The sequence below is a fragment of the Mesorhizobium sp. M2A.F.Ca.ET.043.05.1.1 genome (assembly GCF_003952445.1).
Lineage (GTDB): Bacteria > Pseudomonadota > Alphaproteobacteria > Rhizobiales > Rhizobiaceae > Mesorhizobium.
Genome location: NZ_CP034446.1, coordinates 1,057,297 through 1,076,780 on the forward strand (window position 1 = coordinate 1,057,297; position 19,484 = coordinate 1,076,780).

Annotated in this window: 19 protein-coding genes; 6 read left to right on the forward strand and 13 right to left on the reverse strand. The window is 64.6% G+C overall.

Annotated elements, in window-relative coordinates; translation table 11 throughout:
• Positions 1–82 precede the first annotated feature (82 nt).
• On the forward strand, positions 83–2,431 hold the full coding sequence (locus tag EJ069_RS05000; RefSeq protein WP_126060347.1) for a xanthine dehydrogenase family protein molybdopterin-binding subunit: 2,349 nt from the start codon (positions 83–85) through the stop codon (positions 2,429–2,431).
• Between the two features lie 12 nt (positions 2,432–2,443).
• Entirely contained in the window at positions 2,444–3,241 is a 798-nt protein-coding gene (locus EJ069_RS05005; protein ID WP_126060348.1) for a xanthine dehydrogenase family protein subunit M, read from the forward strand.
• A gap of 187 nt (positions 3,242–3,428) precedes the next feature.
• Here the strand turns inward: EJ069_RS05005 and EJ069_RS05010 are convergent, their stop codons facing one another.
• From EJ069_RS05010 to EJ069_RS05020, 3 genes are all read right to left on the reverse strand, one after another.
• Complete coding sequence (locus EJ069_RS05010) at positions 3,429–3,914, reverse strand: SRPBCC family protein (protein ID WP_126060349.1); 486 nt, start codon at positions 3,912–3,914, stop codon at positions 3,429–3,431.
• A gap of 76 nt (positions 3,915–3,990) precedes the next feature.
• Complete coding sequence (locus EJ069_RS05015) at positions 3,991–4,488, reverse strand: GNAT family N-acetyltransferase (protein WP_126060350.1); 498 nt, start codon at positions 4,486–4,488, stop codon at positions 3,991–3,993.
• 11 nt (positions 4,489–4,499) lie between these two features.
• Positions 4,500–5,258, reverse strand: coding sequence for a copper homeostasis protein CutC (locus tag EJ069_RS05020; RefSeq protein WP_126060351.1), 759 nt, complete (start codon positions 5,256–5,258; stop codon positions 4,500–4,502).
• Between the two features lie 189 nt (positions 5,259–5,447).
• Between EJ069_RS05020 and EJ069_RS05025 the strand changes: the two genes are divergently transcribed.
• A complete protein-coding gene (locus EJ069_RS05025) occupies positions 5,448–5,903 on the forward strand; it encodes a carboxymuconolactone decarboxylase family protein (RefSeq protein ID WP_126060352.1) in 456 nt (151 codons plus the stop codon).
• A 40-nt stretch (positions 5,904–5,943) separates the two neighbouring features.
• On the opposite strand, the gene EJ069_RS05030 is transcribed toward EJ069_RS05025, so the two are convergent.
• The 10 genes from EJ069_RS05030 to EJ069_RS05075 all read right to left on the reverse strand — a co-directional run bounded on the left by EJ069_RS05030 (position 5,944) and on the right by EJ069_RS05075 (position 16,539).
• Positions 5,944–6,375: a cupin domain-containing protein gene (locus EJ069_RS05030; RefSeq protein WP_126060353.1), complete on the reverse strand. Its 432-nt coding sequence runs from the start codon at positions 6,373–6,375 to the stop codon at positions 5,944–5,946.
• Positions 6,376–6,589: 214 nt separating this feature from the next.
• On the reverse strand, positions 6,590–7,171 hold the full coding sequence (locus EJ069_RS05035; RefSeq protein WP_126060354.1) for an NAD(P)H-dependent oxidoreductase: 582 nt from the start codon (positions 7,169–7,171) through the stop codon (positions 6,590–6,592).
• Positions 7,172–7,516: 345 nt separating this feature from the next.
• Positions 7,517–9,115 carry a DHA2 family efflux MFS transporter permease subunit gene (locus tag EJ069_RS05040; RefSeq protein ID WP_126060355.1) on the reverse strand — a complete coding sequence of 533 codons (1,599 nt, stop codon included), beginning with the start codon at positions 9,113–9,115 and terminating at the stop codon, positions 7,517–7,519.
• Positions 9,112–10,209, reverse strand: a complete 1,098-nt coding sequence (locus EJ069_RS05045) for an HlyD family secretion protein (RefSeq protein WP_126060356.1) — start codon at positions 10,207–10,209, stop codon at positions 9,112–9,114. The genes EJ069_RS05040 and EJ069_RS05045 overlap by 4 nt, the downstream gene beginning before the upstream one ends.
• A gap of 195 nt (positions 10,210–10,404) precedes the next feature.
• On the reverse strand, positions 10,405–11,178 hold the full coding sequence (locus EJ069_RS05050; RefSeq protein ID WP_126060357.1) for a glucose 1-dehydrogenase: 774 nt from the start codon (positions 11,176–11,178) through the stop codon (positions 10,405–10,407).
• A 5-nt stretch (positions 11,179–11,183) separates the two neighbouring features.
• Positions 11,184–12,518, reverse strand: a complete 1,335-nt coding sequence (locus EJ069_RS05055; RefSeq protein WP_126060358.1) for a dihydroorotase family protein — start codon at positions 12,516–12,518, stop codon at positions 11,184–11,186.
• 3 nt (positions 12,519–12,521) lie between these two features.
• Positions 12,522–13,454: a polysaccharide deacetylase family protein gene (locus EJ069_RS05060; RefSeq protein ID WP_126060359.1), complete on the reverse strand. Its 933-nt coding sequence runs from the start codon at positions 13,452–13,454 to the stop codon at positions 12,522–12,524.
• Between the two features lie 26 nt (positions 13,455–13,480).
• Positions 13,481–14,503: an NAD(P)-dependent oxidoreductase gene (locus tag EJ069_RS05065; RefSeq protein WP_126060360.1), complete on the reverse strand. Its 1,023-nt coding sequence runs from the start codon at positions 14,501–14,503 to the stop codon at positions 13,481–13,483.
• 24 nt (positions 14,504–14,527) lie between these two features.
• On the reverse strand, positions 14,528–15,292 hold the full coding sequence (locus EJ069_RS05070) for an SDR family oxidoreductase (RefSeq protein WP_126060361.1): 765 nt from the start codon (positions 15,290–15,292) through the stop codon (positions 14,528–14,530).
• Positions 15,292–16,539 carry an MFS transporter gene (locus EJ069_RS05075; protein ID WP_126060362.1) on the reverse strand — a complete coding sequence of 416 codons (1,248 nt, stop codon included), beginning with the start codon at positions 16,537–16,539 and terminating at the stop codon, positions 15,292–15,294. The genes EJ069_RS05070 and EJ069_RS05075 overlap by 1 nt, the downstream gene beginning before the upstream one ends.
• Before the next feature lie 236 nt (positions 16,540–16,775).
• Here EJ069_RS05075 and EJ069_RS05080 point away from each other — a divergent pair, with 236 nt between their 5' ends.
• The 3 genes from EJ069_RS05080 to EJ069_RS05090 are packed head-to-tail and all read left to right on the forward strand — an operon-like array spanning position 16,776 to position 19,478.
• A complete protein-coding gene (locus tag EJ069_RS05080; protein ID WP_126060363.1) occupies positions 16,776–17,126 on the forward strand; it encodes a RidA family protein in 351 nt (116 codons plus the stop codon).
• Between the two features lie 22 nt (positions 17,127–17,148).
• Positions 17,149–18,579: a dihydropyrimidinase gene (hydA, locus tag EJ069_RS05085; RefSeq protein WP_126060364.1), complete on the forward strand. Its 1,431-nt coding sequence runs from the start codon at positions 17,149–17,151 to the stop codon at positions 18,577–18,579.
• Positions 18,564–19,478 carry a nitrilase-related carbon-nitrogen hydrolase gene (locus tag EJ069_RS05090; protein WP_126060365.1) on the forward strand — a complete coding sequence of 305 codons (915 nt, stop codon included), beginning with the start codon at positions 18,564–18,566 and terminating at the stop codon, positions 19,476–19,478. The genes hydA and EJ069_RS05090 overlap by 16 nt, the downstream gene beginning before the upstream one ends.
• The last annotated feature ends 6 nt before the right edge of the window (positions 19,479–19,484 follow it).

A 19,484-nucleotide genomic window follows, 5' to 3' on the forward strand; every position in this document is an offset into this window, starting at 1 on the left:
AGTAGGTGAAGAACACACTGATTTCCCTACTGCGTTACTCCCCTACTGCCCTACTCCCCTAAAATTCCGGAGGCATTTCCTAATGGGTATCGAAGGCGTCGGCGCCCGCGTGGCGCGCAAGGAAGACAAGAGGTTCATCACCGGCGGCGGCCGTTATGTCGACGACATGGTGGTGCCCGGCATGAAGCATGCCGTGTTCGTGCGCAGCCCGCACGCGCATGCCCAGATCAAGAAGATCGACGTGAAGAAGGCGCAAGCGATGCCAGGCGTCGTCGGCGTGCTCACCGGCAAGGAGCTCAAGGCCGACGGCATCGGCAATCTGATCTGCGGCTGGATGATCCACTCCAAGGACGGCACGCCGATGAAGATGGGCGCCTGGTCGCCTCTGGCTGTCGACAAGGTGCGCTATGTCGGCGACGCCGTCGTCATCGTCGTCGCCGACACCAAGGGCCAGGCGCGCGACGCGGCGGAAGCGGTCGAGATCACCTACAAGGAGCTGAAGGCGGTGGTCGAGCCGACCAAGGCCATCCAGCCCGGCGCGCCGCAGGTCCATGCCGAAGCGGAGAACAACCTGATCTTCGACTGGGAGCTCGGCGACAGCAAGGCGACCGACGCGGCGATCAAGTCGGCGGCCCATGTCACGCGCATGAAGATCGTCAACAACCGGCTGGTGCCGAATGCGATGGAGCCGCGCGCGGCCCTCGGGCATTACGACAAGGCGGAGGACCACTATACCTGTTGGACGACGTCGCAGAACCCGCATGTCGCGCGGCTGGTGATGAGCGCCTTCTACAACGTCGCGCCGGAAAACAAGCTGCGAGTCATCGCGCCCGATGTCGGCGGCGGCTTCGGTTCCAAGATCTACATCTATCCGGAAGAGATCGTCTGCCTGTGGGCCTCGAAGAAGACCGGCGTCCCGGTCAAATGGGTGGCCGACCGCACCGAAAGCTTCCTGGCGGACGCGCATGGCCGCGACCATGTCTCGACGGTGGAGATGGCCTTCGATAAGGACAACCGCATCACTGCCCTGAAGGTCGACACGATAGCCAATCTCGGCGCCTACATGTCGCTGTTCTCGTCCTGCGTGCCGACCTATCTCTATGCCACGCTCTTGTCGGGCCAGTACAACATCCCGGCGATCCACGCCAATGTGCGCGCTGTCTACACCAATACCGCGCCCGTCGATGCCTATCGCGGGGCAGGGCGGCCGGAGGCCACCTACGTGCTCGAGCGGATGATGGAAACCGCCGCGCGCGAGCTTGGCGTGTCGCCGGCGGAACTCAGGCGCCGGAACTTCATCACGTCCTTCCCGCATCAGACGCCGGTGATCATGGCCTATGACGCGGGCGATTATAACGCATCGCTCGATGCGGCGATGAAGGCAGCCGACTATGCCGGCTTTACCAGGCGCAAGGCGGATGCGGCCAAGCAGGGCAAGCTGCGCGGCATCGGCATGAGCTGCTACATCGAGGCCTGTGGCCTGGCGCCGTCATCGGCGGTCGGCTCGCTCGGCGCCGGCGTCGGCCTCTGGGAATCGGCGGAGGTGCGGGTCAATGCCGTCGGCACGATCGAGGTGCTGACAGGCTCGCACAGCCATGGCCAGGGCCATGAAACGACCTTTGCGCAACTGGTCACCCAGCGCTTCGGCGTGCCGATCGACTCGGTCTCGATCGTGCATGGCGACACCGACAAGGTGCAGATGGGCATGGGCACTTACGGCTCGCGTTCCGGCGCTGTCGGCATGTCGGCCATCGTCAAGGCGCTCGACAAGGTCGAGGCCAAGGCCAAGAAGATCGCCGCACATCTGCTGGAAGCGGACGAGGGCGACATCGTCATCGAGAATGGCGAGGTCAAGGTCGCTGGCACCGACAAGAGCCTGCCCTGGTTCCAGGTGGCGCTTGCCTCCTACACCGCCCATAATTTGCCGGCGGGCATGGAGCCGGGCTTGAAGGAAACGGCCTTCTACGATCCGTCCAACTTCACATTCCCGGCCGGCTGCTACATCTGCGAGGTCGAGATCGATCCGGAGACCGGGCTGACCGAAATCATCCAGTTCGTCGCGGCCGACGATTTCGGCAACATCATCAATCCGATGATCGTCGAAGGGCAGGTGCATGGCGGCATCGCGCAAGGCGTCGGCCAGGCGTTGCTGGAGGGCGCGCATTACGACGCCAGCGGGCAGCTTCTGACGGCAAGCTACATGGATTACACCATGCCGCGCGCGGGCGACCTGCCGTCTTTCAAGGTCTCGACCTCGAACACGCCATGCCCGGGCAATCCGCTCGGCGTCAAGGGCTGCGGCGAGGCCGGCGCCATCGGCTCGCCGCCGGCGGTCATCAACGCCATCACCGATGCGCTCGGCGTCGTCGACATTCCCATGCCGGCATCGCCCGCGACGGTGTGGGCTACCATCCGCGCGACGAAGCACTGAGGAGGAATGAGCATGTATTCGGTCAATTACCATCGCGCTTCTTCCGTCGCTGACGCCGCCAAGCTGCTGAAGAACGGCGACGCCAAGCTGCTCTCCGGAGGCATGACGCTGATCCCGGCCATGAAGACGCGGCTCGCGGCGCCTTCGGACCTTGTCGATGTCTCGCGGCTGAAGGACCTGCAGGGCGTCAAGGTGTCCGGCAAGACGGTCACCATCGGGGCCGCGACGACGCATTACGACGTCTCAACCGACGAGAAGCTGAAGAAGGTGTGCCCGGCGCTTGCGCATATGGCATCGCTGATCGGCGATCCGGCGGTGCGCCACAAAGGCACGCTCGGCGGCTCGATCGCCAACAACGACCCGGCGGCCGACTATCCGGCGGCTTTGCTGGCACTGGGCGCGACGATCATCACCAACAAGCGCGAGATCGCGGCGGACAAATTCTTCAAGGGCCTGTTCGAGACGGCGCTGAAGGAAGGCGAGATCGTCACGGCGGTGAGCTTCACCGCGCCGGCCAAGGCGGCCTACCAGAAGTTCCGCAACCCGGCTTCGCGCTACGCCATCGTCGGCGTGTTCGTGAGCAAGGGCAAGGACGGGGTAAGGGCGGCGGTGACCGGCGCCGGCGAGGACGGTGTCTTCCGCTCGAAGGAGGTCGAGGCCGCCCTGGCGAAGAGCTTCGACGCCGCGGCGCTTGACGGCCTCAAAGTGCCGGCGAAAGGGCTGATGAGCGACCTTCATGCGTCCGCCGAGTACCGCGCCAATCTGATCGCGGTGATGGCCAAGCGCGCGGTGGCCGCCGCCAACGCCTGAACAGCGCCCGCCGCAGGTGAAAGAAGGGGCCATTTCGGCCCCTTTTTCTTGACCAAAAAAAGGTTTGACCGGAATCACCGGTCAAAACGCAGCTTCGCACTTGCACAAAGTTATCCCGCACCGCGCTGGCGAGTTATTACATCGTCGAGAAACCGGCTCGCGGCTGGCTCAACCGCAACTGGTGAGGTCAGGCCTTGCCGTTCTTTCGGGCGGCGAGGTATCGGCGAAGCCCGGTTTCGCCGCGCGGCGTCGTCCAGCGATGGTTCCAGGCGAAGGCGGGCCTGAGCAGCGGCGCCAGGAATTTGAGGATCGGCCTCTCGACTGTGACCTGCCAGACCAGATCGACATGCGTGCCGGCCCCTGACGGCGACAGTTCGGCCCGCCACAGCCCATCGAAATCGCCGAAGGTTTTTACCACCACCAGCCGGCCGGGTATGAGCTCCGCGGCCTCGATGATGAAGTTCAGCTCATAGGGCAGGGCGCCGCGCGCTCGTGCCCTGGCGCGGGCGCCGACGACGCCCTTGCCCTTCTTGTCGAGCGGCTCCACCTCCTTATAGACATCGCCCCACCAGAGCGGCAGCAACTGGGCGTCCGACAGCACATCCCACACTTCCTGTGGTGTGCCTTCAGGGATGTCCCAGCTTTCGTCGAAGCGGAAGACATTGCTCGCCATGATGTCGCGCCCCAGCCAGCCGAGCGGTTATATTAGCTTCGGCTTGTTTTCCTGGCCAGCAGCGTTCGAAGCGTGTTCAGGCGGCGATCGGTTTTACCCAATAGCGCACCGACTTCTTGCCGCCATGCATCACCGCATCGCCGACCTCGCCGAAGCCGAGAGCGGCGTGGAAGGCATCGGACGCCGGGTTGGGCGGATCGGCATTGACCTCGCAGGTTACCATCGTGTGGCCGGCGCGCCGGGCCTGCTCGAACAGATCCTCGTAAAGCCGTCGGGCATGGCCGCGGCCGCGCGCCGCCGCGGCGACCACCACTCGGTCGACATAGACGAAGCGCGGGTAGCGCTCGCGAAACCAGAGGAAGTTCGGGCTGTCGTAATTTGCGTCCTGGTCGAAGCACAGGATGAAGGCCTCGAGCGCGCCGATGCGGCGGGTGTAGAAAGCCTCACCGAGCAGGAAGGAAAGCCGTTCCGGCCCGAGCCAGGACAGTTCCGCCGCATGCTCGTTGTTGAGCGCGAGAATGGGGGGCTCGTCGGCGGGCGAGACGCGTTCGATCGGCAGTAACTCCTTGGTCATCATCTTGGCTATCAGGCTCTCGCGGCCGCGATCGTCGCCGCCACCTTGGCCTGGTCGGTCACCGTGTTGCGGTATTCGCGGTCGAGGTCGGTGCCGCCCATGCCGACATTGGGATTGCGGTAGCGCATGGCGCTGGGCACATCCGCAAGCGCTGCGAAATGCATCTCGGTCAGCCCGGTCCGCTTGCGCACCTCGCCGATCGTATCGGGCGCCAGCGCGCCGCAGCCGAGGATGATGATGCGATCGCCCGCCAGACGCACGAGTCCGGCCAAAAGCTCGACGCCTTCGAGCGCCGTATCGCGCTGGCCGCTGGTCAGCACGCGGCCGACCTTGCAGCGGATGAGCGCCTCGAGCGCCTCGGCCGGATCACGCGTCATGTCGAAGGCGCGGTGGCAGGTGACATTGAGCGGGCCGGCGGCCTCAACCAGCGCGCTCATGCGCGTCTCGTCGATGGCGCCGTCGGCGGTCAGGCAGCCGACGACGACACCGGAAACGCCGAGCTCGCGAAGCGCTTCGACATCGGCCAGCATCGAGCGGTATTCGGCCTCGCTGTAGAGGAAATCGCCACCGCGCGGCCGAACGATGACATGGAAGGGAATGGTCGCGCTTTCGAGCGCGGTGCGCACCGTGCCGAGGCTCGGTGTGATGCCGCCTTCGATCAGGCTGGCGCAGAGCTCGACCCGGTCGGCCCCGGCGGCCTGCGCGGCGAGCAACCCGTCAATGCCTTCGACGCAGATTTCGATCAGGGGTTTTTGCGTGTCCGCCACCAGCTTCCATCCATGCTTTGTAGAAGTTGGGCAGCCCTAGCACCGGTCGCGCCGCCGCGAAAGCCGCAACCATCAGTCCAGCCAGGGAACGCGCTTGACAATGTATAACTGCAAAGTTATGGATGACTCATAACTGGAAAGTTATTGATCGGTACGGGCCTGCCGGCCGCACGAAACCCGAGGAGACGGATGATGGAAGCAAGATTGAAGAACCCGGTGATGCTCATTCCCGGCGCGCTGCAGGCGCTGCTCGCGCTCGACAAGTCGACCGAGGCCGGCGACGTGCCCTATGTCACGCGCAAGCTCGTTCATCTCCGCGCCAGCCAGATCAATGCTTGCGCCGTCTGCGTCGACATGCACGCGCGCGAGCTGAAGAAGGCAGGCGAGAAGGACGAGCGGATCTTCGCCGTGTCGGCATGGCGCGAGACGCCATACTTCACAGGCGCCGAACGCGCGGCGCTTGCGCTGACGGAAGCTGCGACGCGCCTGGCCGATCGTTCCGACGCGGTGCCCGATGACGTCTGGGAGGAGGCGGCGCGTCACTTTGACGACAAGGCGCTCGCCGCTTTGGTGATCCAGATCGCGCTGATCAACGCCTTCAATCGCCTGAACGCCACCACAAGGCAACCTGTGGGCGCCTGGGGCTGAGCAACAACGGGCGACCGCTTCGAAGCGGACGCTCTGCCGGCTACTGTTTCAGGATCGTGTTCTTGGCGCCTTGCTCGACCTGGTCGATCACCAGAAGCTTCACCGGATCGGTGCCGATATTGGTGGCCTGGTGCCATTGGCCGATCATCTCGACGATGAAGTCACCTGATTTGAAGGTGTTGGCAGCGCCGGTCCCGACATTGGTGACTTTGAGCGTTCCCTGCTCGACATAGGCGTAGCGCGGGAAGGGGTGTTTGTGGACCGGGAGCGTTGCGCCCGGCGCGATCTGGTAGGACGAGACCTGCACCTCGACGCTCTTTTGCGGCAGCGTGATCGGCTGGCCCGACGCGGTCGTTGTCTTCGACACCAGCGGTGTCACCACAACGGGCGTGTTCGAACTGTCCAGCGCATTCGCGCTGGTCGTGAAGAATGCCGCCGCCAAAAGCAGCGCCGATGCCGTGATGTTTCGCATGGTCTCCTCCAGTTGCGGCCAGCATCGCGCCGTGATCTTGCGCGCGCAAGCGTGCCGGAGAGCGATTATCGGTGGTGGCGAGATTGCCGTTGTTTGCATGCTATGGAAAGCGCTGGTTCAGGAAGCTTCACGTACCTGCGGGGCATTCGCCATTGCCGAATGATAGCCCGCCCTAGCCAATCGGGAAGTGGCTTGAACCTCGGGATGATATTTGTCAGTCGCCCCGTTGTCCGTGCTTGCGCATATCGTCAATCCAGCGAGCTCGCTTCTTTTCGTCGGCGAAGGTGAGGCCATACAGGCTCTCACGAATAGGTTTGATTCCCGCGAAGCTCAGCATGCTTCGCTCGAAACCGCGCAATCCGTAGGCGCCAAAGTACCAACGATAGAGCAAGACCGGCATCCCCATGGTGACGACGATGCGAGCCGAACGGCCGGCGAGCAGTTGTTTCGGAAAACCTTCCTTTCCATATTCCATGGCAAAGCCTGGCCTGAAGATATGTTCAAGGAAACCTTTGAACAGTGCCGGCATGGTTCCATGCCAAAGTGGGAACAGAAAAACCCAGTGCTCGGCCCAGCGCATGTCATCCCGCGGTTGCACGAGGGCCGGCGGCAATGCTCCGGTCTCGAATTCCGCTTGTGTACGCATGAGCGAAAACTCGAGCGTCCCCACTTCGATGCGACGAACCTCGTGCCCGGCTGCTTTCGCAGCCTCGGCATAAGCGTCTGCCATCGCATGCAGCAAATGATGGCCAGCGGGGTCTGGGTGGCCCTGTATGATCGCGATCCGCTTGGTCATTGGTCCCTACCTCACGCATTCAATCCTAGCGCGTTCTCCCAAAACGCCTCTTTGATCTTGCGCAAGCGGGACACCGGGATTGGATAGCGGCGATCAGGGAAGAAGAGGAACTTGCATCCGTCAACCACTCGATAGCCGAGATCGACAAATGGGAAGCGGCCCACTTCAAGGAGGATGAGGTGCGCGACAGGGTTCTGGAATTGAAGAAGCAATACGAGGACGCTTTGCGCAAGGAACAGTTCGGCTTCTAGAGCAATGCCAGGAAAACTGCGTAGCGGTTTTCCGTCCGGTTTTGGATTTTACGCATGTCTCCCGAAACCGGTTCCCACTTTCGGGAGACATGCTTTAACGTTTCGCCGGCGCCGATTTGGGCGGTCTGAGCAGCAAAGCGAACGGCACCAGCACCGCCGTGGCTATCGCGCAGTAGAAAAACACATCGACGTAGGCGAGCAGCGAAGCCTGGCGGCCGATCTCCTGGCCGATCCAGCCGACGGCCTGCTGCCTGGCCTCGACCAGTGGCGAACCCGCGGCGACGAAATGATCCGTCACCTGGCGAAGCGTCTGCTGATAGGTGTCGCTCGATTGCGCGGTGTGGCCGACCAGCACCGACTGGTGGAATTGGGCGTTCTGGGCAATCACCGTGTTGGACAGCGACACGCCGATGCTGCCGCCGATGTTGCGCGCGACATTGATCAGCGACGATGCCTGGTCGGTCTTCTGCGGCGGCAGACCGACATAGGCGGCGGTGGAGATCGGGATGAACAGGAACGGCAGGCCGATCATCATATAGACGCGGGCATAGGCGAAGAAGCTGAAGGTGGCGTCGGGCGTCAGTGAGGTCGTGTGCCAGAGCGCGACCGCGACCACCGACATGCCCAACATGATGAGATAGCGCGGCTGAACGATGCCGGCGGCAAAGCCCGAGATCGGCAACAGCATGAGCATGGCAATGCCCCCTGGCATCATCGAGAGGCCGGAGAGCGTGGCGGTGTAATCGAAGGTCGTCTGCTGCAACTGCGGCAAAAGCTGCGTGGTGCTGAAGAGCACCGCGCCCACCGCCATCATGACCAGGAAGGACATGCCGAACTGCCGGCTGAACAGCAAGCGGATGTCGACGATCGGATCGCGCCTTGTCCACTCCCACGGGACCAGCAGCAGGAACGACACGGCCGAGATCACGGCGAAGGTCGTGATGAAGGTCGAGGCGAACCAGTCGTTGCGCTGGCCTTCGTCGAGAAAGACTTCGAGGCAGCCGAGCGCCATCGCCACCAGGATGAAGCCAATCCAGTCGACTCTCAGCCCCTTGCTCAACCGCTCCCGGCGCTCGCGTTCGAGGATGTCGGGCTCGATCACCAGCCATTGCACGAGCGCCAGCGACATGATGCCGAACGGCACGTTGATGAAGAAGATCCAGTGCCAGGAGAAATTGTCGGTCAGCCAGCCGCCGATTGTCGGTCCGACCGTCGGCGCGACGATCACCGCGATGCCGTAGAGCGCAAAGGCCTGAGACCGCTTCTCCGGCGGAAAAGTATCGGCGAGGATCGATTGCTCGCTCGGCGCCATGCCGCCGCCGCCCAGCCCCTGCAGGATGCGGAAGGCGATCAGCGTCGGAAGGTTGGGCGCCAGCCCGCAGAGCAGCGATGCAAATGTGAAGGTGGCGACGCAGATCATGTAGTAGCGCTTGCGGCCGATGACGCTGGTGAGCCAGCCGCTGACCGGGATGATGACGGAGTTGGCGACGAGATAGGTGGTGATCACCCATGTGCTCTCGTCCATGCCGGCGGCCAGGCTGCCGGCGATGTTGCGCAGCGCGACATTGGCGATCGAGGTGTCGAGCACCAGCATGAAGGTCGCGATCGAGACGACGGTCGCGATCAGCCAGGGGTTGCGCCCGCCGGCGGCGGAACGGCTTTCGTTGCCCTGGACTGTCGCGGCATCGCTCATCTGACCTTGACCGTCGGAACCACCGACATGCCGGGGCCGAGATAGACGCCGGGCGGCTGATCGAACACGATCTTGACCGGCACGCGCTGCACCACCTTGACGAAATTGCCGGTGGCGTTTTCGGCAGGCAGCAGGCTGAATGCCGTGCCGCTGCCGGCCTGGACGCTGTCGACACGGCCATGGAAGGTATTTTCGGGATAGGCGTCGATGGCGATGTCGACGGGTTGGCCCGGCCGCATCAGGTCGAGCTGTGTTTCCTTGAAATTGGCCTTCACCCAGACGTCGTTGGGCACGAACATCATCAGCACCTGGCCCGGCTGCGCATAGGTGCCTTTCGCCGCAGTTATGCTGGTGGCACGGCCGGCGACGGGCGCCGTGATGGTCGTGCGGGTGAGGGTGGTCTTGGCCTGGTTCTCGGCCGCCTCCGCCTGCCGAAGCTTGGCCTCGGCGCTCTTGCCTTGAGCCTGCAGAACCGCCACCTGACTTTTCGCCGCCTCGGCATTGGCGTTGGCGGCGTCCAGCGCCGCCTGGTCCTGGCGCAAGGTCGAAGCGGCCTGCTGTGCCTGCTGCTGCGTCGCCGTGCCCTTGGCCAGGAGCTCGCGGTTGCGCTGGTCCTCGGACTTGGCGAATTCGAGCGCCGCCTGCGCCTGCGCCACCTGCTTGCCGGCCGCATCGATCTTGGCGTCCTGCGCCTGGGTCTGCGCCTGGACATTGGCGATCTCGGCCCGCGCCGCCGCCACGCCGGCTTCAGCCTGTTTGAGCGAGGCCTGATAATCGCTGTCGTCGATGCGCAGAAGCACCGCGCCGGCCTCGACCGGCTGGTTGTCGGTGACGGCGACATCGGTGATGCGCCCGGCAATTTCCGCGCCGACCGTCACCGTGCGGGCGTCGATGAAGGCGTCGTCGGTCCATTCATAGTGGCGCGCGTTGAGCCACCAGATGACCACGGCCGCGATCACCAGCAGGATGAGGATGCCGACGATCGCGGCTATGTAGGGATGGCGTCTGATGAGGCCCGGCTTGTTGGTGTCGGACGGACCGTCATTAGCGTGCGACTCTTGCACGCGCGTATCCTCGGCGCGCTTGTTTTCCACGCGTTTTTCGTCGCCCGGGGGGCGTCGATCGGACCGGGGCCGAGCCCGCGTTTTCTCGGCGGGAGCGGTTTCGCGCTCTTTTCTTTCAGTTTTGGCGTCCAAGGCAACGGGTCCCAGATATCGTTGACCCCCTCGCAGCAGGGTCAACGAGCGTTTTCCGCAAAGGTTCCTGCCGCCGGGGGACTGGCCCGGTCGTCAGCCGGCCATCCAGCCGCCATCCACCATCAGGTTGGTGCCGGTGATGTAGCTCGCCATGTCGCTGGCGAGAAACAGCGCCGCGCCCGCCACGTCGTTCGGATGCCCGAGCCTTGGCCAGGGCGTGCGGCGGCGCGAATAGTCGAGCGCGTCCGGATCGTTGGCGACGCCGGGTTTGCCGGTGATGATCTTGCCCGGCGCGATGGCGTTGCACACGATCAGGTCGTCCGCGTGGTCGACCGCGATCTGCCGCGTCATCTGGACGATGCCGCCCTTGCTTACCGAATAGGGCAGGTCACCGGGGCAGGCGATCATGCCGTGCTGCGAGGAGATGTTGATGATGCGGCCGCGCACCTCGTTGACCGGCGCCTGGGTGAGCATCTGCGTGACGGCGCGTTTGTTGCAGTTGAAAGAACCCGTCAGATTGACGCCGATGACGCGGTTCCATTGTTCCGGCGTGGTCTCGACCAGGTTGGTGCTGGTGTAGATCGCGGCATTGTTGACCATCACGTCGAGCCGACCGAAGCGATCGACGGTTGCGCCGACAAGCGCGTCGACGGCATTCCAGTCCGAGATGTCGGTCTTCATATAGACGGCCTTGCCGCCGGCGGAGCGGATCAACTCGACTGTGCTCTCTCCGCCCTCGATCGGCTGTTCCACCGTGTCGGCAACGACGATGTTGGCGCCTTCGGCGGCGAATTTGAGCGCGATGGCGCGGCCGATGCCGGAGCTCGCTCCGGTGACGATGGCGGTTTTGTTGGCAAGCAGGGCCACGGTGTTCAGCTCTCCCGGGTGACGATCTTGCCTTGCGCCGGACCGACCAGCCGCCCGTCGCGAACGATCTCGCGACCGCGCAGGAAGACGTTGGTCAGCCGCGCTTTGACAGTCCAGCCGTCGAAAGGCGTGTAGCCCGCCCGCGACACCTGATCGGCATTGGCGATAGTGCTGGATCGGTGCGGATCGAGGATCAGCAGATCGGCATCGTATCCGGCGGCGATGCGTCCCTTGCGCCGGCCGAGGCCGAAGCGCTCGGCTGGGTTGCGCGAGCACATGCGCACCAGATCGGGCAGGGCGATGAGCCCGTCGTCGACCAGCCTCAGCATGGTGGGAAGCAGCGTCTGCAGTCCCGGCATGCCGCCCGGGATGTCGGCGAAAGCCGCATAGCTCGCAGCCTTCTCGACTGGTGCATGCGGGGCATGATCGGTGGCGACGATGTCGATCAGCCCGGCGCTCAGCGCGGCTCGTAGCGCATCGACATCGTGCGGCGAGCGTAAGGGCGGCGATGCCTTCAGATTGGCGCCGTGCGTTTCGTAATCTTGTGCCGTGAAGTACAGGTTCTGGGGCGTGGTCTCGACGCTGGCGTCGGCCATGCCGCGCAGCCGGCTCCAGGTCTCAACGCCGAGTTCGGAGTTGATCTGCCGGACATGGATCTTCGCCTCAGCCGAGGCGGCGGCGACAAGGGCGCGAGCGATGCCGTTGGCTTCCGCGAGCGGCGGCCGGCTGTCCAGGAAGGTGGCGATGCTGCCGGAGCGATCGCGCGCCGTGCTGCCGGCCAGGATCGACTGGTCGCCGGGTGAGATGCCGATCAGCGTATCGGCGCTGGCAAAGGCCTTCAGCGCCTCGGCGATGCTGTCGAGCGTTGCAAACAGGAATCCATCCGGCACGTCGGCGGTGAAAAGCTCGAAGGAGACTGGCGCGTGGTCGAGCAGGCGAGGGATGGGCGACAGATCGCGGCTGACCACGGCCTGCAGGCCGACATCGACATGGATGCGGCCTTCCGCGATTGCCATCTTGTCAGCGAGTTGCTCAGAGGCGGCCGTCCAAGGCTCGTCAGTTGGCATGTCGAGCACGGTGGTCACGCCACCGAGCGCCGCCGCATGGGTGCCGGAGGAAAAATCCTCCTTATGCGTCAGCCCAGGCTCGCGCAGATGCGCGTGCGCATCCACGAGACCGGGCAGCAGGAAACAGCCGGAAGCGTCGATGACCGTCCCGGCTTCGGCGGCTTCGCCTGGCGCGACGACTGCCGCGACCTTGCCCGCGGCAATGCCGATATCGCCGCGGCTCAACCCCTCGGCATTCACCAGCGTTCCACCGCGGATCAGCGTATCGAACATCGCTCAGCCGCGCTGTTCGAAGCGAGCATGATTGGCGTGCCAGAAGCGGGCGATGTCCTCGCGGCGCATGAAGGCGGCGCCGTCGCTTTGCTGGACATGCTCGATGACCTCGCGCAGGCCCGAGGCGCGGTTCGGCTGGCCCGTCCAGCGGGCGTGGATGCCGATGGTCAGCATGCGGCCGCCGGTCTCGTCGGCTTCGGAGAGCATATAGTCGATGGCCGAGCGGCTGTCCTCGGCGAAGTCGCGCGGATTGCTGTAGCCGGGCGCCACAAGGTAGCGGCTGTCGTTGAGCGCCTTGGAATAGGGGACGACCAGGATTTCCGTGCCCCGGTGGTCCAGGAAATAGGGCAGGTCGTCATTGCAGGGATCGGAATGGTAGAGGAAGCCGCCTTCCTTCACCAGCAGGTCGCGTGTGTTGACGCTGGGCAGCGAGCGGCAGTTCCAGCCGAGCGGCCGCTTGCCCAGCAGTTTTTCATAGAGAGCAATCGCCTCGTGCAGATGGCGTTCTTCCTCATCTCGCTCCATCACCGTGTAGTCGATCCAGCGCAGGCCATGGCCCATCAGGTCGTGCCTTCGCGCTTTCATCCACTCGACCAAGGGCGGATTGCGCTCCAGCGCCACGGCGCAGGCGGAAAAGGTGACTGGAATGTCGTAGCGGTCGAACAGCCTGGCGAGGCGCCAGACGCCGGCACGGCTGCCATATTCGTAATGCGTCTCCGTGCCGAGGTCGCGCACCGGCATGCTGCCGGTGAGATTGTATTCGCCCCAATTGTCGTTGCGGCCGTCTTCCAGCCAGTTGTACTCCGACCCTTCTTCGTAGTTGAGCACGAGGTTGACGGCGAGCTTGACGCCGCCCGGCCAGGTGACGAATGGCGGGTGCGGGCCGTAGCCGACAAAGTCGCGCGGCTGCTGCGGTTGCTGCGGATCGGTCGGCATCGGCTGTCTCCTCTGATCTCGTTGGCTCAATTCTCGTTGGCAGCAATCCAATCCATGTAGGCGTGGAAGGCTTCCTTGCCGGGGCGCGGCCGCCATTCCGTGTCGCGCATGATGCGGGCGATGTCATAGGCGCCCCACATCCCGCCTTTCAGCGTCACATCCTGGACGATATTGGCGTCTTCACCCGGCGTCACCTCGGCCTTCAGTCCCGGCACGCGCTCCCTTGCCCAGCCGATGATCTCGCCAATGGTCTGGCTGGACCCGGAGCCGATATTGTAGTGGCGGTAGTTGAGGTGCTGGGCATCGATCAGCGCCAGGATCGCGGCGGCAACGTCGGTCGAGGCGACATAGTCGCCCAGAGGCTCCAGGCTGTTCGGCCTGATCGTCTCGCCGGCCAAGGCCATATGCGCGACGCGGTTGGGGACATGGCGGAAGTTGCGGCTCTCGGTGGCGCGGTCCATCGGGCCGTAGACGGAAGCAAGCCGCACCGAGACCGCCGACAGGCCGAACAGGTCGGCATAGCGGTTGGTGACCATCTCTGAGGCGAATTTCGAGATGCCGTAGAGCGTCAGCGGCGCGACATAGCCGTCTTCCGGCAGCGGCTCGCTCGCCCAATCGGGCCCATTGTGGCGGTAGACGGAACCGGAGCTGACGTAGATGAAGCGCTTCAGGTCGGGATTCGTGCGCGCCCAGTCCAGCATGCGCACGGTGCCCATCAGGTTGACGTCGACGATGCGGGCCGGGTCCTCGGCCTCCGGCTGGCGTTTTGCTTCCGAGGCGCTGCCGCGCGAGATCGGCGTGATCGTCGCGCCGTGCACGATCGCGGTGATGCGGTGCTTGTCGAGCGTCGCTGACCAGGCTTTCGCGTCGAGAATGTCGGCGGAAATCACCGTCAGCCGCTCGCGCACCGGCGCGAAATGCTTTTCGGCGGCGGCGTCGAGGCCGGACCGGTCGAGGATCACGGCGCGGGCTTGCGGATTGCGATCCAGCCAGGCGCGCGCGACCACGCTCATGACGAAGCCGGTGCCGCCGGTGACGAGCAGGGTCATGGGAACTCCTTTGAAAACACGGGCTCAGCGCGTCGCATAGCCGCCGTCCACGAGCATGTCGGATCCGGTGACGAAGGACGCGTCGGAAGAAAGCAGGAAAGCCGCCGCCGCGGCGATCTCGTCCGGCTCGGCGATGCGGTTGAGCAGATGGGCAGGCCCGAGGCCGGCATTGGCCGCCTCGAAATCGGCGAACCGGCGCAGCAGGCGCGTCGTCGCGACCGCGCCGGGCGACAGGCTGTTGACGCGGATCTTGTCGGGCGCGTGATCGACGGCCATCGCCTTGGCGAGGTGGATCAGGCCGGCCTTGGCGGCGCAATAGGCGACGGCCCTGGTGGTGGCGACACGTCCGAATTGCGAACCGATGAAGACGACCGAACCGCCGCCGCTGGCCGCGATCAGCGGCACGGCGAACTTGCTCATCAGGAAGGCGCCGGTCAGCCCGACATCGATCTCGTGCCGCCACGCGCTTTCGTCGAGATCGACGACGGTGGCGCTGGTCGAAGGTGCTGCGGCGTTGTGCACCAACCCGTCGAGCCGGCCGAATTTTTGTTCCGCGAAATGAACGGCCGATCTGGCGGAGTCGATCTTCGTCACATCGCACCGGCAAGCCGCGGCGGAAGGCCCGAGCGCGTCGGCAAGTTTTGTCGGCGGCTCCAGATCATAGTCGGCGCAGACGACCTTTGCGCCTTCGGCAACACAGCGCCGAGCAATTGCCGCGCCGATGCCGCTGGCAGCGCCGGCGATCAGGATGACACTGTCTTGCAGGCGGTTCTTGGCTGGATCCGTCATCAGACCTGCTCCTCTATGGCCTGCATGGTCGCCATGGTGACTGGACGGCGCAAGAGATTGTAGCAGGCAGCGAGCGTGACCAGCACGGCGCCGCCGCCGAGCAGCAGGAACATCGCCGGCGCGCCCATATGCTGCATCAGGCCGGCGGAAATGCCGGGTGTCGCGACATTGCCGATCGAATAGAGCAAAAGCAGTGTGCCGGAAGCGCCGACCATGTACCGGCTGTGCAATTGCGAGGCGCCGAACGCCATGGCCACAGGATAAACGGTGAGAGCCGTGCAGCCATAGACGAAGAACAGGACGAAAAGCAGCGGCACCGAAGAATTGCCGACCCAGGCGATCGTGGCGCATAGCGCGACCGACAGGATGCCCTGGACAAGCAATATGATGCGCCGTTCGAACCTGTCCGATAGCCAGCCGACAGGCGTCTGCGCCAGCATGCCGGCGATGCTGATGGTCGTGACCAGACCGACCGTCGTGGCCGCCGACAGGCCGATCTGCGTGCCGTAGATCGGCGTCAGCACGAAGATGTTCATGTTGGTGATGCCGCCCTGGAAGATGGCGACGACCGTCACCGGCGCCAGCCGGAACAGCGCCAGCGGGCCAAGCCGCTTGACCGGTCTCGCTGAACCCGCATGCTCCGGATCGGTTGCAGGCAGCGCCGGCCAACGTCCGCCAACGAACTTGGAGACCAGCGCCAGCAGCACCGTTGCGGCCGCGACCGTGAACAGATGCGGCGATTGCGGGCCGACCAGGCCGACAAGGAGCTGCCCGAGCAGCACGGCGATCGCCGTCGTCAGCATGTAGAGCGAGAACAGCGCGCCGCGATTGTGCTGCTCGGCATAGAGGTTGATCCAGCTTTCGCAGACGACGAAGAGCGATGCCATCGCCATGCCGCCGAGCAGGCGGAAGCAGATCCAGCTCGGCAGGAAATCGGTGAACACGAAGCCGGACGCCGCCAGCAGTGCCAGCACCAGGATCACCACAAAAGTGCGCTCATGGCCGTATTGCGCGACCGCCGGGCGGGTGACCAGGCATCCGACGAGGAAGCCCACGGGATAGGCGGTCAGCACGATCTGCACGACCTGGGGAGAAATGCCGGGCTTGCCGAGATGCAGCGACACGGCGGTGGTCAACATGGCGCTGCCGATGCAGGCCAGGCAGACGCCGACCATGATCGGCAGCATGGCGCGGGAGCGCTCTGCATTGTGCCAAAGCCTCATCGCGGATTGAGCGATCGACCTCATGGATGCGGCTGCGGCGGCTCCCCTGGCGTGACCGTTGACCGACGGCAGCCCGAGCAGAAGCTACACTTTGCCGTGGTTGCCACAAACGAAGATTGGGGCGGCTATGGCTTAAATTTTTTTGGCCATCGCTGTGAAGGAAAGCGGCATCTCGGCTTTGCTGCGGGCTTTACAGTGGTTTTGCACCCTCCTTACCATAGGCAAAGGCCAGAATCCGAGAAACAGCGGAAGGGAACGATATGACGATCGAACGCCTGGAAAACGGACAGCGCTTCTGCCGGGTGCTGCGCTACAACGGCACCGTCTATGTGGCCGGCCTGACGGCGGACGATCTTTCCGGCGACACCACCAGTCAGACCAAACAGATACTGGCCAAGATCGATGCGCTTCTCGCCAAGGCCGGCAGCGACAAGTCAAAGCTCTTGAGCGCTCAGATCTGGCTCCGCGACATCGCCGATTTCGAGTTGATGAACACGGCCTGGGACGCCTGGATCGACAGGAGCGCCATGCCGGTGCGCGCCACGGTGGAAGCGCGGGTTGCCGGCGACCAGTATCGCGTCGAGATCATGGTGACGGCGGCCGTCGGCTGAGCGGACCGGTGAGGGTGCGCCAATGCATGAGCTGGTGATCAAAGGCGGACGCGTGGCGCTCGACGATGGCTGGGCCGAGTGCGACATCGGCGTTGACGACGGCCGCATCGCCGCCATCGGCAAAGGCCTATCCGGCCAGAAGTCCATCGACGCCGGCGGCCGCTGGGTGATGCCCGGCGGCATCGATACGCATTGCCATCTCGACCAGCCCGTCTGGGGCGGCGCCGGCAATGCCGACGATTTCTATGCTGGCACGATCTCCGCGGCGTTCGGCGGCACCACCTGCATCGTGCCGTTCGGCATGCCCGGACAGGACATGACGACGATCGCCGCCATCGACCGCGCGCTGGAGCGCGCGGCGGGACGCGCCGTGATCGACTACGGGCTGCATGCCGTGGTGACCATCAGCACCGGCGCCGATGTCGAGGCCCAGCTTGGCGCGCTTGCCGGGCGCGGTATCGCCTCGGTCAAGCTGTTCATGACCTATCAGGGTTTTGCCGTCGACGATGATCTGTTCTTCAAGGTTCTCGATACGGCGCGGCGGCTGGGCTGGATCGTCATGGTCCATGCCGAGAACGACGCCGCGATCCGCCGCACGCGACAGCGGCTCATCGATCTCGGCCGCACTGACATCCGCTATCATCTGGTGGCCCACAGCGAGACGATGGAACGCGAGGCGACGCATCGCGCGCTGGCCTTCGCCGAAATAACCGGCGCGCGCATGACCATCGTGCATGTCTCGTCCTGGCAGTCGGCCGAGGAGGTGGCGCGGGCGAAGGCGCGTGGTGTCGACGCGATCGCCGAGACATGTCCGCAATATCTGTTTCTCGGAGCCGCCGATCTCGATCGCCCGGTGATCGACGCTGCACGCTTCGTCTTCTCACCGCCGCCGCGCTCGCCGCGCAGCCATGAGCATCTGTGGCGCGAACTGATCGAGGGCGGCATCGATCTCTGGTCGTCCGACCATTCGCCCTATTACTTCGCCGACAAGATCGGCCGCTCCGAGACGCCCGGCTTCACCACGACGCTGAGCGGCATTCCCGGCATCGAGACGCGGCTGCCGCTGCTGTTCTCGGAAGGGCTTCTCACCGGCCGGCTGACACTCGACCGCTATCTAGACCTCACCTCGCGCAACGCCGCCTCGATCTACGGTTTCGCCGATCGCAAGGGCAGCATCGCCGTCGGGCTCGACGCGGATCTGGCGCTGTGGGATCCGACGGTGCGCTGGACGCTCGGGCATGAGGCGCTGCATTCGCGCGTCGATTTTACGCCCTACGAGGGCAGGGTCGTCACCGGCAAGCCGACCACCGTCCTGGTGCGCGGCGTGCCGGTGGTCGCCGACGGCAAGCTGCAGGCCGAACCAGGCTTCGGTCGCTTCGTGGCACGTAACGCCGCAGATCCCGAGCTCTCGGGAAAACCAGTCGAGGATTGGACGCCATGGCTCGATGCCTGACCATCGCCGTTTGCCAGACCGGACCGATCCAGCGCAGCGCCACGCGCGCCGAGACGGTCGGGCGCCTGGTGCATCTGCTTGAGAAGGCCGCTTCCGCCGGCGCCGAGATTGCCGTTTTTCCGGAAATGGCGCTCACCACCTTCTTCCCGCGCTGGCGCATCGACGACCAGGCCGAGATCGAAGCCTTCTTCGAAGCCTCGATGCCGGGGCCGCAAACGCAGCGACTCTACGATGCGGCCGCGCGCCTGAAAGTCGGCTTCGCGCTAGGCTATTGCGAGCTAACGCAGGAAGAGGGCCGCACGCGCCATTTCAACACCATGGACCTGGTCGGGCCGGACGGCGCCTTCATCGGCCGCTATCGCAAGATGCATGTGCCGGGGTCGAGCGAGCCGGAAGCGGGCATCACCACGCATCTCGAACGGCGTTACTTTGAACCCGGCAATCTCGGCTTCCCCGTCTACGACTATCGCGGCGTGCGCGTCGGCCTCGCCATCTGTAACGACCGCCGCTGGCCCGAAACCTATCGCATGCTCTGCCTCAACGGCGCCGAGGTGGCGCTGCTCGGCTACAACACGCCGCTCCAGCTCGACGAGGCGCCGGCGCTGGCGCATCTACGCATGTTTCACAATCACCTGCCGATGCAGGCCGGCGCCTATCAGAACACGCTCTGGATCGGCGCCGCCGCCAAGGCCGGGCTGGAAGATGGCCAGGCGCTGATTGGCGGCTCCTGCATCATCGCGCCGACCGGCGAGATTGCCGCGCAGGCGATGTCGCTCGACGACGAGGTCATCGTGCACCGTGCAGATCTCGATCTGATCGAGACGTGCCGCAAAGTGAACTTCAACTTCGCGCTCTATCGCCGCCCCGACCAGTACAAGCGCATTTCGGATCCGGTCTGACATCGA

Bases quoted from the DNA above. Each gene is read 5' to 3' on its own strand.
- EJ069_RS05005 (WP_126060348.1), top strand. From the start codon at position 2,444: ATGTATTCGGTCAATTACCATCGCGCTTCTTCCGTCGCTGACGCCGCC.
- EJ069_RS05055 (WP_126060358.1), bottom strand. From the start codon at position 12,518: ATGTTCGATACGCTGATCCGCGGTGGAACGCTGGTGAATGCCGAGGGG.
- EJ069_RS05030 (WP_126060353.1), bottom strand. From the start codon at position 6,375: ATGCGAAACATCACGGCATCGGCGCTGCTTTTGGCGGCGGCATTCTTC.
- EJ069_RS05040 (WP_126060355.1), bottom strand. From the start codon at position 9,115: ATGAGCGATGCCGCGACAGTCCAGGGCAACGAAAGCCGTTCCGCCGCC.
- EJ069_RS05070 (WP_126060361.1), bottom strand. From the start codon at position 15,292: ATGACGGATCCAGCCAAGAACCGCCTGCAAGACAGTGTCATCCTGATC.
- EJ069_RS05010 (WP_126060349.1), bottom strand. From the start codon at position 3,914: ATGGCGAGCAATGTCTTCCGCTTCGACGAAAGCTGGGACATCCCTGAA.
- EJ069_RS05075 (WP_126060362.1), bottom strand. From the start codon at position 16,539: ATGAGGTCGATCGCTCAATCCGCGATGAGGCTTTGGCACAATGCAGAG.
- EJ069_RS05080 (WP_126060363.1), top strand. From the start codon at position 16,776: ATGACGATCGAACGCCTGGAAAACGGACAGCGCTTCTGCCGGGTGCTG.
- EJ069_RS05025 (WP_126060352.1), top strand. From the start codon at position 5,448: ATGGAAGCAAGATTGAAGAACCCGGTGATGCTCATTCCCGGCGCGCTG.
- EJ069_RS05060 (WP_126060359.1), bottom strand. From the start codon at position 13,454: ATGCCGACCGATCCGCAGCAACCGCAGCAGCCGCGCGACTTTGTCGGC.
- EJ069_RS05015 (WP_126060350.1), bottom strand. From the start codon at position 4,488: ATGACCAAGGAGTTACTGCCGATCGAACGCGTCTCGCCCGCCGACGAG.
- EJ069_RS05065 (WP_126060360.1), bottom strand. From the start codon at position 14,503: ATGACCCTGCTCGTCACCGGCGGCACCGGCTTCGTCATGAGCGTGGTC.
- EJ069_RS05000 (WP_126060347.1), top strand. From the start codon at position 83: ATGGGTATCGAAGGCGTCGGCGCCCGCGTGGCGCGCAAGGAAGACAAG.
- EJ069_RS05090 (WP_126060365.1), top strand. From the start codon at position 18,564: ATGGCTCGATGCCTGACCATCGCCGTTTGCCAGACCGGACCGATCCAG.
- EJ069_RS05035 (WP_126060354.1), bottom strand. From the start codon at position 7,171: ATGACCAAGCGGATCGCGATCATACAGGGCCACCCAGACCCCGCTGGC.
- hydA (WP_126060364.1), top strand. From the start codon at position 17,149: ATGCATGAGCTGGTGATCAAAGGCGGACGCGTGGCGCTCGACGATGGC.